The 16,711-nt window shown below is 66.7% G+C and carries 13 protein-coding genes; 9 read left to right on the forward strand and 4 right to left on the reverse strand.

The features are described from left to right. Window positions 1-300: 300 nt before the first annotated feature. From EJI00_RS21630 to EJI00_RS21645, 4 genes are read right to left on the reverse strand one after another with little or no spacing between them, the layout of a single operon-like run. Window positions 301-3,411, reverse strand: coding sequence for an efflux RND transporter permease subunit (locus EJI00_RS21630; RefSeq protein ID WP_126749538.1), 3,111 nt, complete (start codon window positions 3,409-3,411; stop codon window positions 301-303). Next, window positions 3,408-4,643: an efflux RND transporter periplasmic adaptor subunit gene (locus tag EJI00_RS21635; RefSeq protein ID WP_126749539.1), complete on the reverse strand. Its 1,236-nt coding sequence runs from the start codon at window positions 4,641-4,643 to the stop codon at window positions 3,408-3,410. Before EJI00_RS21635 ends, EJI00_RS21630 begins: the two co-directional genes overlap by 4 nt. Next, complete coding sequence (locus EJI00_RS21640) at window positions 4,640-6,139, reverse strand: efflux transporter outer membrane subunit (RefSeq protein WP_126749540.1); 1,500 nt, start codon at window positions 6,137-6,139, stop codon at window positions 4,640-4,642. The genes EJI00_RS21635 and EJI00_RS21640 overlap by 4 nt, the downstream gene beginning before the upstream one ends. Then, complete coding sequence (locus EJI00_RS21645) at window positions 6,136-6,858, reverse strand: CerR family C-terminal domain-containing protein (RefSeq protein ID WP_126749541.1); 723 nt, start codon at window positions 6,856-6,858, stop codon at window positions 6,136-6,138. The genes EJI00_RS21640 and EJI00_RS21645 overlap by 4 nt, the downstream gene beginning before the upstream one ends. A gap of 157 nt (window positions 6,859-7,015) precedes the next feature. Between EJI00_RS21645 and EJI00_RS21650 the strand changes: the two genes are divergently transcribed. The 9 genes from EJI00_RS21650 to EJI00_RS21690 all read left to right on the forward strand — a co-directional run bounded on the left by EJI00_RS21650 (window position 7,016) and on the right by EJI00_RS21690 (window position 16,689). Beyond that, the gene (locus EJI00_RS21650) at window positions 7,016-8,569 is read left to right on the forward strand and encodes a sigma-54 interaction domain-containing protein (protein WP_126749542.1); all 1,554 of its coding nucleotides are present in this window, start codon (window positions 7,016-7,018) and stop codon (window positions 8,567-8,569) included. A 192-nt stretch (window positions 8,570-8,761) separates the two neighbouring features. Further along, window positions 8,762-9,949 carry a substrate-binding domain-containing protein gene (locus tag EJI00_RS21655; RefSeq protein WP_126749543.1) on the forward strand — a complete coding sequence of 396 codons (1,188 nt, stop codon included), beginning with the start codon at window positions 8,762-8,764 and terminating at the stop codon, window positions 9,947-9,949. A 260-nt stretch (window positions 9,950-10,209) separates the two neighbouring features. Further along, window positions 10,210-11,667, forward strand: coding sequence for a PHB depolymerase family esterase (locus tag EJI00_RS21660; RefSeq protein WP_126749544.1), 1,458 nt, complete (start codon window positions 10,210-10,212; stop codon window positions 11,665-11,667). 40 nt (window positions 11,668-11,707) lie between these two features. Continuing rightward, window positions 11,708-12,472 (forward strand): ABC transporter ATP-binding protein, encoded by a 765-nt coding sequence (locus EJI00_RS21665; RefSeq protein WP_126749545.1) that lies wholly within the window; start codon window positions 11,708-11,710, stop codon window positions 12,470-12,472. Further along, window positions 12,469-13,188 (forward strand): ABC transporter ATP-binding protein, encoded by a 720-nt coding sequence (locus tag EJI00_RS21670; protein WP_126749546.1) that lies wholly within the window; start codon window positions 12,469-12,471, stop codon window positions 13,186-13,188. Before EJI00_RS21665 ends, EJI00_RS21670 begins: the two co-directional genes overlap by 4 nt. Further along, entirely contained in the window at window positions 13,185-14,165 is a 981-nt protein-coding gene (locus EJI00_RS21675; RefSeq protein WP_126749547.1) for a branched-chain amino acid ABC transporter permease, read from the forward strand. Before EJI00_RS21670 ends, EJI00_RS21675 begins: the two co-directional genes overlap by 4 nt. Window positions 14,166-14,178: 13 nt before the next feature. Further along, window positions 14,179-15,246, forward strand: coding sequence for a branched-chain amino acid ABC transporter permease (locus tag EJI00_RS21680; RefSeq protein WP_126749548.1), 1,068 nt, complete (start codon window positions 14,179-14,181; stop codon window positions 15,244-15,246). Next, window positions 15,243-16,130: an alpha/beta fold hydrolase gene (locus tag EJI00_RS21685; protein ID WP_126749549.1), complete on the forward strand. Its 888-nt coding sequence runs from the start codon at window positions 15,243-15,245 to the stop codon at window positions 16,128-16,130. Before EJI00_RS21680 ends, EJI00_RS21685 begins: the two co-directional genes overlap by 4 nt. Window positions 16,131-16,182: 52 nt before the next feature. Continuing rightward, complete coding sequence (locus EJI00_RS21690; protein WP_126749550.1) at window positions 16,183-16,689, forward strand: DUF1993 family protein; 507 nt, start codon at window positions 16,183-16,185, stop codon at window positions 16,687-16,689. Window positions 16,690-16,711: the final 22 nt, after the last annotated feature.

Raw genomic sequence — 16,711 nt, forward strand, 5'->3', positions numbered from 1 at the left:
CCTCCTTTATTTCGCTGCGCAAGGCACCCCGCCAGCGGGTGCGTAGCACAGAGCAGTGGTTGATCAGCGGAACACCACGTGCGTGCCCCGGTGCACAGGGCATCGGGTGCTCCACGCAGCGAAATAAAGGAGGAGGGGCGCAGCCCCGGGGGACATTCGCGGAGGGGAGTACCCGGTGGCCTTTGCACACGCCCTGAACAGCGGCGCCAAAACAGCGGCGCCCCAAACAAAAAACCCGCAAGCAACGGCGTAAAAACCAACGCCCTCCCCGCAGTCAGCACAGGAGAGGGCGCAGCACATTCAAGTCCGTGGTGCCTCGACCAGGTCGTCGTCGATGTGCGGATCAGCCGGCTGCCCCCGCAACTTGCGCACAGTTCGCCGAATCCAGTGCTCGATGTCGTCCACATACGTGAACACAGCCGGCACCACCAAGAGACTCAACACGGTAGAGGTAATCAGCCCCCCGATCACCGCCATTGCCATCGGTGAGCGGAAGCTTGAGTCGGCCGTACCAAGGCCCACCGCAATCGGCAACATGCCCGCGCCCATGGCGAGCGTAGTCATGATGATGGGCCGTGCACGCTTGTGGCAGGCGTCGCGCAGCGCGTCCCAGCGGCTCATGCCGTGGTCGCGCCGCGCCACGATCGCGTATTCGACCAGCAGGATCGAGTTCTTTGTGGCAATGCCCATCAGCATGATCAACCCGATCAGCGACGGCATCGACAGTGCCTTCTGCCCGATCAGCAAACCGACGAACGCCCCGCCCAGTGCCAAGGGCAATGCGCAAAGAATCGTCACCGGATGCAGGAAATCCTTGAACAGCAGCACCAGCACGATGTAGATGCACAGCACGCCCGTGAGCATTGCAAGGCCGAAGCTGGCGAACAGCTCTGTCATCACTTCCGCGTCGCCGATCTCGGTCACGCGCACGCCGGGCGGCAGCTTCTGGATCGATGGCAGCGACGTGACCGCTGTCTTGGCATCGCCCAGGCCCACGCCCGAGAGTTCGATTTCGAAATTGACGTTGCGCGAGCGGTCGTAGCGGTCGATGACGGCCGGGCCGCCTTCCATCGTCAATGACGCCACCTGGCTCAGCATGACCGGGCCGCGTGTACCCGGCACCGAAAGGCGGCCGAGCAGATCGAGGTTCTGGCGCGCCGAATCTTCGAGCTTCACCACGATGGGCACTTGCCGTTGCGCGAGGTTGAGCTTGGCCAGCGCCTGGTCGTAGTCGCCCAGCGTGGCCACGCGCAAGGTCTCGGCAATGGCCGAGCTGGTCACGCCAAGATCCGCGGCGCGTGCGAAGTCGGGCCGCACCGCAATCTCTGGGCGAATCAGGCTCGCGGTGGAGGTGATGTTGCCGAGGCCGGGCACCGTGCGCAGGTCTTTCTCGACCGCGCTGGCCGCACTGGCCAAGGCCGCGGGGTCTTCACCGGTGAGCGCAAGAATGTATTTTTCGCCCGAGCCGCCAAGGCCCACGGTGCTGCGCACGCCGGGCAGCGTTTCGAGCGCGGCGCGAATCTGGTTTTCGATCACCTGCTTGCGCGGCCGGTCGCCGCGGTCGTCCAGCTTGATGGTGAGCGTGGCCTTGCGTGTTTCTGGCGTGCCGAAGTTGGCGAACGGGTCGCCACCCGCGCTGCCGCCCGCCACTGTGGTGTAGACGCTTCTCACGTGCTGGATCTTCATCACGCGGTTTCGCGTTTCTTCCGCGGCGGCGGTGGTCTGCGCGAGCGTGGAGCCGGGCGCGAGAGAGAGATAGATCTGCGTTTGCGAGTTGTCGTCGGGCGGAATGAAGCCGGTCTTCAGCAGCGGAATCATCGCCAGCGAACCGAAGAAGAAGAGGGTGGCGAACACCATCGTCTTGAAGCGGTGGTGCGTGCTCCACTCCACCGCGCGCATGTAGGCCGTGAGCCAGCGCGGCTCTTTTTCGGCGCCGACGACCGGCTTCAGGATGTAGGCAGCCATCATCGGCGTGAGCACCCGCGCGACCACCAGCGACGCGAACACCGCCAGCGAAGCCGTCCACCCGAACTGCTTGAAGAACTTGCCGGCCACGCCGCTCATGAAGGCCGTCGGCAGAAACACCGCAATCAGCGTGAAGGTGGTGGCAATCACCGCCAGGCCGATTTCGTCGGCCGCCTCCATCGCCGCCTCGTACGGCGACTTGCCCATGCGCAGGTGGCGCACGATGTTTTCCACCTCCACGATGGCATCGTCCACCAATATCCCGACCACCAGCGAGAGCGCGAGCAGCGAGATCACGTTGACCGAAAAGCCCAGCAGGTGCATGCCGATGAAGGCCGGAATCACGGACATGGGCAGCGCCACGGCCGAGACAAAAGTGGCGCGCCAGTCGCGCAGGAACAGCCACACCACGATCACGGCCAGGATCGCGCCTTCGTACAGCAGATGCAGCGAACCGTCGTACTCTTCTTCCACCGGGTCGACGAAGTTGAAGGCTTCGGTCAGCTCGATGTCGGGCCGCTGCACGCGCAAATCGGCCAAGGCTTTCTGGATGGCACGGCCTACCTCCACCTCGCTGGCGCCGCGGCTGCGCGCCACTTCGAAGCCGACCACGGGCTTGCCGTTGAGCAACGCCGCGGCGCGCGGCTCCGCAATGGTGTCGCTGATGCGCGCCACCTGGTCGAGCCGGATGCGGCGGCCGTCGGAAAGCGCGATCTGCATGTCGGCGAGCTGGTCCGCCGACTGCACGGTGGCCAGCGTGCGCACCGGCTGCTCGCTGCCGCCCAGGTCGATGCGGCCGCCCGCGCTTTCGGTTTGCACCTGGCGCAACTGGCGCGAGATGTCGGCCGCCGAGGCGCCCAGCGCCTGCAGCTTGGCCGGATCGAGATCGACATGCACCTGGCGCGTGACGCCGCCCACCCGGTTGACCGCACCCACGCCGGGCAGCGCGAGCAGCTTCTTGGTCACGTCGTTGTCGACGAACCAGCTCAGCGCCTCGCTGTCCATGCGCGGCGAGGCGATGGTGAAGGCCAGCACCGGCTGGGCCGCGAAGTCGAGCTTGGTGACGACCGGGTCGCGCACGTCGGCCGGCAGGTCGGCGCGCACGCGCTGCACTGCGGAGCGCACGTCGTCCACGGCTTCTTGCACCGGCTTCTCGAGGCGGAACTCGACGATGAGCGTCGCGGCGCCGTCCTGCACCTTGGTGGTGATGTGCTTCAGGCCTTGCACTGTGGCAATGGAGTTCTCGAGCTTGCGCGCAACGTCGGTCTCCAGCTGAGAAGGCGCGGCGCCGGGCAGCGATGCCGAGACCGTCACGGTCGGCAGGTCGATGTCCGGAAAGTTCTGCACCTTCATCGCGTTGAACGACAGCAGCCCACCAAAGGTGAGCAGCACGAACAGCATCACCGCCGGAATCGGGTTGCGGATGGACCATGCGGAAACGTTCATGGGCGTGCCTTCGTTTCGTTGGTGCCCGCGTTGCCCGCGGGGGCCGATGCAGGCGCAGCGGCTGGCTGAGCCCCTGCGGTGGCCGGTGCGGGCGCCGCCACGACGCGCACGAGGTCGCCGTCGTTCAGGAAGCCGGCCCCTTGCACCACGATCTGCGCGCCTTCGGGCAGGGCGCTGGTGATCTCCACGCGCTCACCGACGCGGCGGCCGGTCTGCACCTTGAGCTGCGCCACGCGGTTGTCGGGCAGCAGCATGAACACGTTGTTGAAGCCGTCGCGCGGAACGATGGAGCTCTGAGGCACGGTGGGTGCCGAGCTGCGTCCGAGTTCGAAGTCGCCGCGCGCGAACATGCCCGCCTTGATGCCGGTGTTCTGCTGCACGTTCGGCAGGTCGACATAGACCAGCGCCGCGCGCGTTTGCGGATCGACCGTGGGCGCGATGCTGCGCACCTTGCCGCGCACCTGCGCGCCGCTTGCGCTGACCACGAAGGCCGTGGTGCCCACTGCGATGCGGCTGAGCTCGGCCGAGGTCACCTCCGCGCGCCATTCGAGCCGGCCCTGGCGGATCAGCCGGAACAGCTCGGTGCCGGCGGCCACCACGCTGCCGACTGTGGCGGTGCGCGAAGAGATCACGCCGTCGTCGGGCGCCAGCACCTGCGTGTTGTGGCCGCGCACTTCCTGCGCCGCCAGCACGGCCTCGGCGGCTTCGACGCGTGCCTTGGCGGTTTGCTCGGCCGTCTGGTACTGGTTGATCTGCTGCTGGCTCAGTGCGCCCGTGGCTTGCAGCGTGCGGGCACGCGCCGCGTTGCCTGCGGCGTCGGCGGCGGTGGCCTTTGCTTCCGCCAGCGAGGCGCGCGATTGCGCGATGTCGGCGCGCACCGTCTCGGGCGAGAACACGGCCAGCACCTGGCCCTTCTTCACCACGTCGCCCACGTTCACGCGCACTTCGGCGAGCTTGAGGCCGCTCGATTCGGAGCCCACGCTGGCCTCTTGCCAGGCCGCCACGTTGCCGTTGGCCGCGAGGGTGAGCGTCAGTTCGGTGGGCTCGGGTTTGGCGACGGTCACCGTCAGGGTCGGCCGGGGCGGCGGTGCGCCGTCCTTGCCCTTGGCGGCCGCGGGGGTGGCGCCGGGCTCGCTCGCGGGTTTGCTGCGCGTCAGCCACAAGGCCGCGGCAACCACGAGGACGAGCGCCAGCAGCGCGATGACGAGGGTAGAGCGTTTGATTCTTTTCATGGCGACGTCGCGACCTTGGCGGTCGGGTTGGAGGTCATAGAGGGCGATTCGGGACGGGCCCATCCGCCGCCCATCGAGCGGTAGAGCGCAACCCAGGCTTCGGTGCGTTCGCGTTGCAGCGAGACGCGCGCGGTTTGCGCCGCAAAGAGCGTGCGGCGCGAATCCTCCAGTTCGAACAGGCTGGCCAGGCCGCTCTGGTAGCGGGCCTGGGTGGCGTCGAACGAGGCCTGGTAGTTCTGCACGGCCGTGTCGGCATCGGTGGCGCGTGCGTTGGTGCTGTCGAGGTTGACCAAGGCTTCTTCCACTTCTCGCACCGCCTGGCGCACGTTGGCCCGGTAGAGCGAGACGGCTTCGGTGTAGCGCGCCTTCGCCGCTTCGGCGTTGGCGGCGCGCGTGCCGCCGTCGAACAGGGGCACTGTCAGGGAAACCGGCCCCACGGTCCAGGTGTCGAGCGATTCGCGGAAGCCACTGGTGCGAATCTGCATGCGGCCGATGGAGCCCGAGAGCGACAGGCGCGGATAGCGCGCGGCCTCGGCCGAACCCACGTCGGCGCTTGCGGCGGCCACGCCCAGTTCGGCGGAATACACATCGGGCCGCTGCGAGATGGCCTGTGCCGGCACGCTGGCAATGCTGCCCACCGCCGGCAGCGCGCGCTGCGCCGGCGAGGCTGCGAGCTTTTGCTCCAGCGTTGTTTCGTCGATGCCGCTGAGCGCCACCAGCGCCTTGCGCTGCACTGCGCACAGTGCGCGTTGCTGGGTCAGGCGGCCGGAGGCGTCGGATGCGCTGGCGCGTGCGAGTGCGGCATCGGCTGGCGCGGTAAAGCCGGCGCGCGCCGAGAGATCGGTGAGCCGCGCGGTTTCTCCGCGCGAGCGTGCGTCCGATTCGGACACGCGCAACTGCTGCTGGCAGGCGCGCTCGGCGAAATAGGCGTTGGCGGTTTCAGCTGCCACTGCAACGCGCGCGTCATGCCACTTGGCATCGGCGCTTTCCTGCCGGTTGCGCGCGGCATCGCGGTCGGCGCGCAGCCGGCCGAACAGGTCGATTTCCCATTGCGATTGAAGGCCCGCCTGCAGCGTGGTAACCGGCGCAAGTGCAGTGGCGCCGCCGCTGCCGGACGACGCGCCTGAAGCGCCCGAGCCAAGCGACGAACCCGAGACACCCCGGCTGCCCGAAAGCGAGCCGTCCAGGTTGGGCAGCAGCGCCGCTCCGGCTGCAATGCGCGTGGAGCGCGCCTCGGCCACGCGCGCCGCGGCGCTCGCAACATTGGGGCTCGCGGCTTCGGCCGCGGCAATGAGCTCGACCAGCAGCGGGTCGTCCAACTGGCGCCACCAGTCGGCCAGCGACGCGAGCGAGCCGCCGTGCGGCAGCGGCGCGTGCCACTGCGCGGGCATCGGCGCTTCCACCGCGGCGGGCGGCCTCATGAAGCCGCAGCCGCTGAGGCCGAGCCCGAGGCCGAGCGGCAGGCATAGCGTGTAAATCAATCGAAGTCTTCTCATGTCTTCTTTCTCCCGGATCGGACTGGTGCGGCCGCGGGCTTGGCGGCGGCCTGGCGGCGCAAGGCTTCGGCCTCGACCAGCGCAAGCGCGTAGCCGGTGAGGCGCTGGGCCCAGGTGTCGACGCTGCGCGGCGTGTTCAGCAAAGAGGGGCGTATGGCCTCGACGAGGTCCTGGCTCACGAAGAGCTGCATGGCCAGGCCGGTAATGGCGAAGGTCAGGCGATGCACGTCGTCGTCAGGCCGCGAAAGGCCGAGCCGGCGGCACAGAATGCCCGCAATGGCCTTGTGCGGCGCCTTGATGTCGCGCTCCATTTCTTCGGCCCACTGGCTGGTGGGCTCGAGCATTTCGCGCAGGTGCAGCTGAATGCATTGCCGCACGACCTCGCCTTGCTTGAGCGGCTCGATCATATGGGTGAAGAAGATGCGCAGCGCTTCTTCGATCGGCATGTCGGGTGCGTCGTAAAGCTGCACGAAGTCTCCGGCATTGCCGCCCATCGGCTCGCCGAAGGTGGCGGCGTACAGGCCGGCCTTGTCGCCGAAGTAGTAGCTGATGGCCGAAATGTTCACACCCGCGTTGCGCGCAATCTCGCGCGTGGAAGTCTTGGCGAAGCCGTTGGCCGCAAAGAGGGCGAGCGCGGCGTAGAGAAGGCGCTGGCGCGCTTCAACGCCGTCGCTTCGAGGGGCGCGGGCGGTAATGGCTTGAAGGGCGGAAGCGCTCATGCCCGCGATTACACCATGCAGGCAATCAAACGATTGATTTAATTAAGGCGAGATGAGGGCTTTAGTCGCACTCCTCGGCTGAATGTGAATTCTGGACAATTCCAGTGCCGCATTGATGTCCGATTTGTTGCGGATTGATGCGCGCTACGATCCGCCCATGCCCGCCGTTCCACCTGTTGCCGCATCCTCCGCATTGCCCCTCGATGCCGAGGGCATCCTCGCGCTGGCGGCGCGGTCGATGTTCCATCTGTTCTCGAGCATCAGCCAGGGCATGTTCCTGGTCGACCGCAGCGGGCGCATCGTGTGGGTGAACGAAGGCTACCGGCGCTTCTTGCCGGCACTGGGTTTTTCGTCGATCGACCAGTTCATGGGGCACATGGTCGAAGACGTGATTCCCAACACGCAGATGCGGCGCGTGCTCGAGACCGGCGAGCCGATATTGGTCGACCTGCTCACCAACAAAGCGGGTACTTTCGTTGTCAGCCGCATTCCGCTGCGCGCCGGGCAAGAGGGGCAAGAGGGGCAGAAGGGCGAGGCAGGCGAGGTGATCGGCGCCATCGGCATCGTGCTGTTCGACCAGCCCGAAACCACGCTGCAGCCGCTCATCAGCAAGTTTGCGCTGCTGCAGCGCGACCTCGACGATGCGCGGCGCGAGCTCGCAACCCAGCGCAACAACCCGCTCTACCTGCATGCGGCCGATGGCCAGCGTCGCTCGAAATACACCTTTGCGAGTTTCATCGGCAGCAGCCCCGCGGCGGTGGAAGTAAAGCGCCATGCACGGCGCGCCGCGCAGTCGACCAGCCCGGTGCTGCTGCTCGGCGAAACCGGCACCGGCAAGGAGCTGCTCGCGCATGCGATCCACGCAGCATCGGCGCGGGCCAAGGGGCAGTTCGTCAGCGTCAACATCGCGGCCGTGCCCGACACGCTGCTGGAGGCCGAGTTCTTCGGCTTTGCCCCCGGCGCCTTCACCGGCGCCGACAGACGCGGGCGCGAGGGCAAGTTCAAGCTGGCCGATGGCGGCAGCCTTTTCCTCGACGAGATCGGCGACATGCCGCTCGGCCTGCAGGCCAAGCTGCTGCGCGCGCTGCAAGAGGGCGAGATAGAACCGCTCGGCTCCAACAAGCTCGTGCCCTTCGATGCGCGCGTGATCGCCGCCACCTCGCGCGACCTGCCGGAGCTGGTGCGCCGCGGCCAGTTCCGCGAAGACCTGTACTACCGGCTCAACGTGCTGCCGCTGCGCGTGCCGCCGCTGCGTGAGCGCCGCAGCGACATTCCGGCGCTGGTCGAAGCACTGGGCGAAGACATGGCGCTGCGCAGCGGCGAGGCGCCGCCAGAGCTCACACCCGATGCACTGGCACTGCTCGCAGGCCAGCATTGGCGCGGCAACATCCGCGAATTGCGCAACGTGCTGGAGCAGGTGACCATGCGCAGCGATTCGCAGCGCATCGATGCCGCGCAGCTGGAGCGCATCCTGCGCGAGGCAGGGCTGGAGCAGATCGAGTTGCCGGCCACGCTGCAGAGTGCGCACGATGCCGACGAGCAGGCGGCGCTGCTCCGGCCGCTTGCACAACAGGTGGCCGAACTGGAGCGCAAGGCAATTGCCGCGGCACTGGCGACCACCGGCGGCAACAAGCTGGCGACCGCGCGCTTGCTCGGCATTTCGCGTGCAACCCTGTATGAGCGGATGACGAGCCAGGAGCGGCAGGCGTGAAGCGCACGCGACCCGGCCTGCTCCGCAAAAACCCTGACTGATTGATAGACACGTGATCAAAATTCAGACACATCAGTTGTTCTGAATTCAGTCGGATGGCGCTTCTTCCAAATGAAGAAGCGTTTGTTATCAATGGGTTAACCGCTGGCACGAAGTGTGCAATATTCAGTCACCTATCAAAGGAGACAAAGAATGAACCGTCGCCACCTCGTTGCCTTGGCCGCACTCGCCGCCTGCGCCGCCGCAGCACCCGCCTGGGCCCAGTCCAACGAAATCCGCATCGCGCACATCTACAGCAAGACCGGTCCGCTCGAGGCCTACGGCAAGCAGACGCAGACCGGCTTCACCATGGGCCTGGACTACGCCACCGGCGGCACGATGACCGTCAACGGCAAGAAGCTCGTGGTCATCGAGAAGGACGACCAGGGCAAGCCAGACCTCGGCAAGTCGCTTCTGGCGGCCGCCTACTCCGACGACAAGGCCGCGCTGGCGGTGGGTCCCACGGCCTCGGGTGTGGCGCTCGCCATGCTGCCGGTGGCCGAGGAGTACAAGAAGATCCTGATCGTGGAGCCCGCGGTGGCCGATTCGATCACCGGCGACAAGTGGAACAAGTACATCTTCCGCACCGGCCGCAATTCGAGCCAGGACGCCATCTCCAACGCAGTGGCCATCGACAAGGCGGGTGTGACCGTTGCCACGCTCGCGCAGGACAACGCCTTCGGCCGCGACGGCGTCAAGGCCTTCGGCGCCGCGCTCAAGAAGGCGAAGCTGGTGCATGAGGAATACCTGCCGCCCGCCACCACCGACTTCACGGCCGGCGCACAGCGGCTGATCGACAAGCTCAAGGACCAGCCTGGCCGCAAGATCATCTGGATCGTGTGGGCCGGCGCGGGCAACCCCTTCAAGATTGTCGACCTGGACCTGAAGCGCTACGGCATCGAGATTGCCACCGGCGGCAACATCCTGCCGGCCATGGCGGCCTACAAGAACCTGCCGGGCATGGAAGGCGCGGCGTACTACTACTTCGGCATTCCGAAGAACCCGGTCAACGAGGCACTGGTGTCGGCGCATTACAAGGAATTCAAGACACCGCCAGACTTCTTCACGGCGGGCGGTTTCTCGGCTGCGATGGCGGTGGTCACGGCGCTCAAGAAGACGGGCGGCGACACCAACAGCAACAAGCTCATCGGCGCCATGGAAGGCATGAGCTTCGACACGCCCAAGGGCAAGATGACCTTCCGCAAGGAAGACCACCAGGCGATGCAGTCGATGTACCACTTCAAGATCAAGGTCGACCCGGCGTTCGCGTGGGGAGTGCCCGAGCTGGTGCGCGAGATCAAGCCTGAAGAGATGAACATCCCGATCAAGAACAAGCGATAAGGGCTCGCCCCCAGTCTGCGCGCACTTCGTGTCGCTTCGCCAACCCCCTACCGGGGGCAACACCAGCGGCCCGGCGAAGCCGGTTCCGCGGTGTTCCTTGAATGTTCAGGGCCCAGGGACACGCCGCTAACTTTTCGCCCCGGGTGGCCGCCGGGCGAAGCGCCAGCTTGCGCCTTGCGGCGCGGGCGCGGCGCCACCAACGGCCGATTCGTCAGCAACCTAGCAAGCGTTCGACACACCTACAACAGAAGGAGACAGCGATGGCAGCGATGCGATGGAACTGGAAGGGATTGGCCGCGGCTGCGGCAACGGCGTTTGGCGCGTATGCCTGCACGGCAACTGCGGCGGTGCCGCTGCCGTCTCTGGGCGCCAACCCGGCGGAGGTGAGCGTGTCAGGCCTCTCGGCGGGCGGCTTCATGGCGGTGCAATTGCACGTGGCCTATTCGGCCACCTTCAAGCGCGGTGCCGGCGTGGTGGCCGGCGGTCCGTACTACTGCGCCGAGGGCTCGGTGCTCAACGCCACCGGGCGCTGCATGACGCACAGCACCAGCATCCCGGTGTCGACGCTCGTGAGCACCACCAACAGCTGGGCCGCCAGCGGCGCGATCGACCCGGTGTCGAACATGACCGCTTCGAAGGTGTACCTGTTCTCCGGCACCTCGGACAACACCGTGAAGCCGGCGGTGATGAACGACCTGAAGACCTATTACCAGAGCTTCGTGCCCGCCGCCAACACGGTCTACAAGGACAACATCGGCGCCGGCCACGCCATGGTGACCGACGACTACGGCGGCGCCTGCGGCACCACCGCCGCGCCCTACATCAACAACTGCGGCTTCGATCTTGCGGGCGACATCCTGCAGCATCTGTATGGCCCGCTGAACCCGCGCAACAACGGCACGCTGGGCGGCACGTTCACCGAGTTCAACCAGTCGGAATTCATCACCGGCCATGGCGTGGCCGCGACCGGGTGGATCTACGTGCCCCAGGCCTGCACCACAGCTTCGTGCCGCGTGCACATGGTGCTGCACGGCTGCAAGCAGAACTACACCGACGTCTCCGACCAGTACGTGCGCAAGACCGGCTACAACCGCTGGGCCGACACCAACAACATCGTGCTGATCTACCCGCAGACCAGCACCGCGGCCACCAACAGCTGCTGGGACTGGTGGGGCTACGACAACGCGAACTACGCGAAGAAGTCGGGCCCGCAGATGGCGGCGCTCAAGGCCATGGTCGACCGCGTGACGGGTTCAGGCGGCGGCTCGTCGCTGCCGGCGCCTACCGGCGTGGGCACCTCGGGCGCGACCAGCAGCAGCATGGTGATCGGCTGGGCCGGCGTCTCGGGTGCAAGCGGCTACAACGTCTACCGCGGCGGCAGCAAGGTCAACGCCGCGCCCGTTGCCGGCACCAACTACACCGACACCGGCCTGGCGGCATCCACCACCTACAGCTGGACCGTGGCGGCGCTGGACGGGAGCAACGCGCAGGGTGCGATGTCGGGCGCGGCCACGGGCACCACGCTGGCCGGCAGCGGTGGCGGCGGCACCTGCTACACCGCCAGCAACTATGCGCACACCGTGGCCGGGCGCGCCTATGCGCTGTGGGGCCTCACGTATGCCTATGGCTCGGCGCAAGCCATGGGGCTGTGGAACATCTACGTGACGATGACGCTGAAGCAGACCGGCCCCAACTACTACGTGATCGGCACCTGTTGAGACCGACCGGTCCCCGACTTTTATTTGCAAATGACCAACGATGCTTGAGACCCGAGATCTGACCATCCGCTTCGGCGGGCACGTGGCCGTCAACAACGTGAGCTGCGCCTTCGCGCCGGGCACGCTGACGGCCATCGTCGGCCCCAACGGCGCGGGCAAGACCACTTATTTCAACCTGATCTCGGGCCAGCTCAAGGCGAGCGCGGGCACGGTGTCGCTCGACGGGCAACTGCTCTCGGGGCTGTCGCCTTCGGCACGCACGCGCGCGGGGTTGGGGAGGGCGTTTCAGCTCACCAACCTGTTCCCGAACCTCACGGTTCTGGAGAACGTGCGCCTTGCGGTGCAGGCCACGCGCGAAGGCGCGCACCGGCGCGGGCTCAACCTGTGGAGCATCTGGAGCGACCACAAGGCGCTGACCGCACGCGCGGACCAGATCCTGGCCGACGTGGCGCTGAAGTCGCGCGAGCACGCCACCGTGGCCAGCCTGCCGCATGGCGACCAGCGCAAGCTGGAGGTGGCGCTGCTGATGGCGCTCGAGCCCAAGGTCTTCATGTTCGACGAACCCACGGCCGGCATGAACGCGGCCGAGGCGCCGGTCATCCTCGATCTGATCCGCAAGCTGAAGCAGGACAAGAGCAAGACCATTCTTTTGGTCGAACACAAGATGGACGTGGTGCGCGAGCTTGCCGACCGCATCATCGTGCTGCACAACGGCACGCTGGTGGCCGACGGCGAGCCGGCCGAGGTGATCGCCTCGCCGGTGGTGCAAGAGGCCTACCTGGGCATTGCGAAGGAGGCCGCATGAACCTGCTCGAACTACAAGGCGTGCAAACGCACATCGGGGCCTATCACATCCTCCACGGCGTCGATCTCGTGGTGCCCAAGGGCCAGCTCACCATGCTGCTGGGCCGCAACGGTGCGGGCAAGACGACCACACTGCGGACCATCATGGGCCTGTGGCATGCGTCGGAGGGCAGGGTGCGCTTCGACGACAAGGACATCACCGCCATGCACACGCCGCAGATCGCCGGGCTCGGCATTGCCTACGTGCCCGAGAACATGGGCATCTTCTCCGACCTCACGGTGAAGGAGAACATGCTGCTCGCCGCGCGCGGCGCGAAGAACGCCGAACAGATGGACGACACGCGCCTGAAGTGGATCTTCAAGCTCTTCCCCGCCGTGGAGAAGTTCTGGAACCACCCGGCCGGCAAGCTGTCGGGCGGGCAGAAGCAGATGCTGGCGGTGTCGCGTGCCATCGTCGAGCCGCGCGAGCTGCTGATTGTCGACGAGCCCAGCAAGGGGCTCGCGCCGGCCATCATCAACAACATGATCGATGCGTTCGGCGAACTCAAGCGCAGCGGCGTGACGATCCTGCTGGTGGAGCAGAACATCAACTTCGCCCAGCGCCTGGGCGACACCGTCGCGGTGATGGACAACGGCCGCGTGGTGCACAGCGGCGGCATGGCGGAGTTCTCCGCGGATGCGCAATTGCAGCAATCTCTTTTGGGTCTGGCTCTATGAAATTCGACTTCGACTGGAAGCCGCTGCTTCTCGCCCCCATCCTCGCGGCGGTGGCGCTGCCGCTCACCGGCTCGTTCTCGACCTGGCTCACGCTCACCGTGGCGGGCCTGGCCATGGGCATGATCATTTTCATCATCGCCTCCGGCCTCACGCTGGTGTTCGGGCTGATGGACGTGCTCAACTTCGGCCACGGCGTGTTCATCGCGCTGGGCGCCTTCGTGGCGAGCAGCGTGCTCGGCCTGATGGGCGACTGGACCGGGTCGCAGGAGCTGTGGCGCAACCTCGTCGCCGTGTTCCCGGCCATGCTGGTCGCGATGGCCGTGGCGGGCGCGGTGGGGCTGGCCTTCGAGCGCTTCATCGTGCGGCCCGTGTACGGCCAGCACCTGAAGCAGATTCTCATCACCATGGGCGGCATGATCATCGGCGAGGAGCTCATCAAGGTGATCTGGGGCCCCGCGCAGGTGCCGCTGCCATTGCCCGAAGCCCTGCGCGGCTCGCTGCTGATCGGCGATGCGGCCATCAGCAAGTACCGGCTGCTCGCGGTGGCCGTGGGCGTGGTGGTGTTCGGCCTGCTCGCATGGACGCTGGGCCGCACCAAGATCGGCCTCCTGATCCGCGCCGGCGTGCAGGACCGGGAAATGGTCGAGTCGCTCGGCTACCGCATCGGCCGGCTGTTCGTCGGCGTGTTCGTGGTGGGCAGCGCGCTGGCCGGCCTGGGCGGCGTGATGTGGGGGCTGTTCCAGCAGAACCTGGTGCCGCAGATGGGCGCGCAGGTCAACGTGCTGATCTTCATCGTGATCATCATCGGCGGGCTCGGCTCGACGGGCGGGGCGCTCATCGGCGCGCTGCTCGTGGGGCTCATGACGAACTACATCGGCTTCCTGCTGCCCACGCTCACGCAGTTCGCGAGCATCCTGCTGATGGTGGCGGTGCTGCTCTGGCGCCCGCAGGGCGTGTACCCCGTGGCGAACCGTTGAGAAGGAAGCCGCCATGTTCCTGAAACGACTGCTCTCCAACGACATGCCCCGAAGCCGCCTGCTGGCGCTGCTGCTGGTGGCGTTGTTCATCGCGCTGGCGTTCGCGCCGTTCCTCTTTCCGGGCGTGAAGGCGCTCAGCGTCGCGGCCAAGATCCTGGTGTTCGTGGTGCTGGTCGCGAGCTTCGACCTGCTGCTGGGCTACACCGGCATCGTGAGCTTCGCGCACACCATGTTCTTCGGCATCGGCGCCTATGGCATTGCCATTTCGGCCTCGCGGCTCGGGCCCAGCTGGGGCGCGGTGCTGCTCGGGCTGGGGGCATCGCTGGCGATATCGCTCGTGCTCTCGTTCGCCATCGGGCTGTTTTCGCTCAGGGTGCGCGCGATCTTCTTCGCGATGATCACGCTGGCCGTGGCCTCGGCCTTCCAGACGCTGGCTTCGCAGCTCTCGGATTTCACGGGCGGCGAAGACGGGCTGACCTTCAGGCTGCCCGAGCTGATCTCGCCGAGCTTCGAGTTCTCCGAAGAACCCTTCCTCGGCGTATCGCTCGACGGCAGGCTGCTGTGCTACTACCTGCTGTTCGTGGTTGCCGTGGTGCTGATGCTGTCACTGCTGCGCATTGTGAATTCGCCGTTCGGCCGCGTGCTGCAGGCCATCCGCGAGAACGAATTCCGCGCCGAAGCCATCGGCTACCGCGTGGTGGTGTACCGCACCACGGCGGCCGTGCTGTCGGCGCTGTTCGCCACGCTGGCCGGCGCCATGCTCGCGATCTGGCTGCGCTACAACGGGCCCGACACGTCGCTGAGCTTCGAGATCATGATCGACGTGCTGTTGATCGTGGTGATCGGCGGCATGGGCACGATGTACGGCGCGGCCATCGGCGCGGTGCTGTTCGTGCTGGCGCAAAGCTACCTGCAGGACCTGTTGCGCGTGGGCAGCGAGGCCGCGAGCGGAATGCCGTGGCTCGCAGCTCTGCTGTCGCCCGATCGCTGGCTGCTGTGGCTGGGGGTGCTGTTCGTGCTCTCGGTGTATTACTTTCCGACCGGCATCGTCGGCAGGCTGCGGGCGAGGGCTGCGCGATGAGCAACGATCTTCCCGTGCCGGCTTCCTGCTACGCCCAACTCGCGGGCCGCGAAATCCACTGGCTCGACTGGGGCGCGCCCGATGCGCCGGTGATCATTGCCTGGCACGGCCTGGCGCGCACCTGCCGCGACATGGACGAGCTGGCGCAGCACTTTGCCGCGCGCGGCTTCCGCGTGATCTGCCCCGACACCATCGGCCGGGGCCTGAGCCAGTGGAGCCCGCTGCCCGATGAGGAATACCGGCTCTCGTTCTATGCACGCATTGCCGCCGCGTTGTGCGATGAGCTTCGCCTGGGGCGCGTGCATTGGGTCGGCACCTCGATGGGCGGCGCGATCGGGACGGTGTGCGCATCGGGCCTGTTCGAGCCGCGCATGCGGGCGCGCATTGCCAGCCTCACGCTCAACGACAACGCGCCGCAGCTCGCGCAGGCTGCGATCGAGCGCATCCGCGCCTATGCCGGCGAGCCGCCTGCGTTCGACACCGTGGCCGAACTCGAGCTTTTCTTCCGCACCGTCTACAAGCCCTACGGATGGCTCAGCGATGCGCAGTGGCGCCGGCTGACCGAAAGCTCCACGCGGCGCCTGCCCGACGGCCGCGTGACGCCGCACTACGACCCGGCGATGGTCCGGCAGTTCAGCGTGCATGACAACGACTACCTGATCTGGCCGCACTACGACGTCATCGAGGCACCGGTGCTGTGCCTGCGCGGCGCGGAATCGGACCTGGTGCTGCCCGAGGTCACGCAGCAGATGCAGCAAAGAGGCCCGGGCGCTGCGGGCTTGCTCGAGGTGGTCGAAATCCAGGGGTGCGGCCACGCGCCCGCGCTCAACGTGCCGGAACAACTGGAGCTCATTGAGGGGTTTATCCGGGCCGCCGGTCGCTAGGGGCGAGTCGGCGGGACAATCGCCGCCGACTCCAACCACAAGGATTTACGCCATGGCGCTTTCGATGTACGACCTGTCCGTGCCGGTCTTCTCCCGCGGACTCGGCCAACTCACCCACCTGCTCGAGAAGAGCCTGGCGCATGCCAGGGCCGAGGACATCGATCCGGCGGTGCTCGTGGAGGCCAGGCTCGCGCCCGACATGCTCACCCTGGCCGGCCAGATCCAGCGCGCGAGCGACGCCTCGAAGCTCGGCGTGGCGCGCATTGCCGGCATCACGGCGCCGAGCTTTCCCGACGACGAAAAAACCTATGACGAACTGCTGGCCCGCATCGCCAAGACGCAGGATTTCCTCGCGACCGTGGACCGTGCCCTGATCGACGGCCACGAAGAACGCCCCGTGACCATCAAGGCCCGCGAAGGCGAAGCGCATTTCACCGCTCAGCGCTACCTGCTCCAGTTCGCACTGCCCAACTTCTTCTTCCACGTGACCACGGCCTACGGCGTGCTGCGCCACACGGGCATGCCGATCGGCAAGATGGACTATCTGGGCAAGTTCTAGGCGCTGGCCTTCCTGAGTTCCG

This window comes from Variovorax sp. DXTD-1 (genome assembly GCF_003984625.1).
Taxonomy (GTDB): domain Bacteria; phylum Pseudomonadota; class Gammaproteobacteria; order Burkholderiales; family Burkholderiaceae_C; genus Variovorax.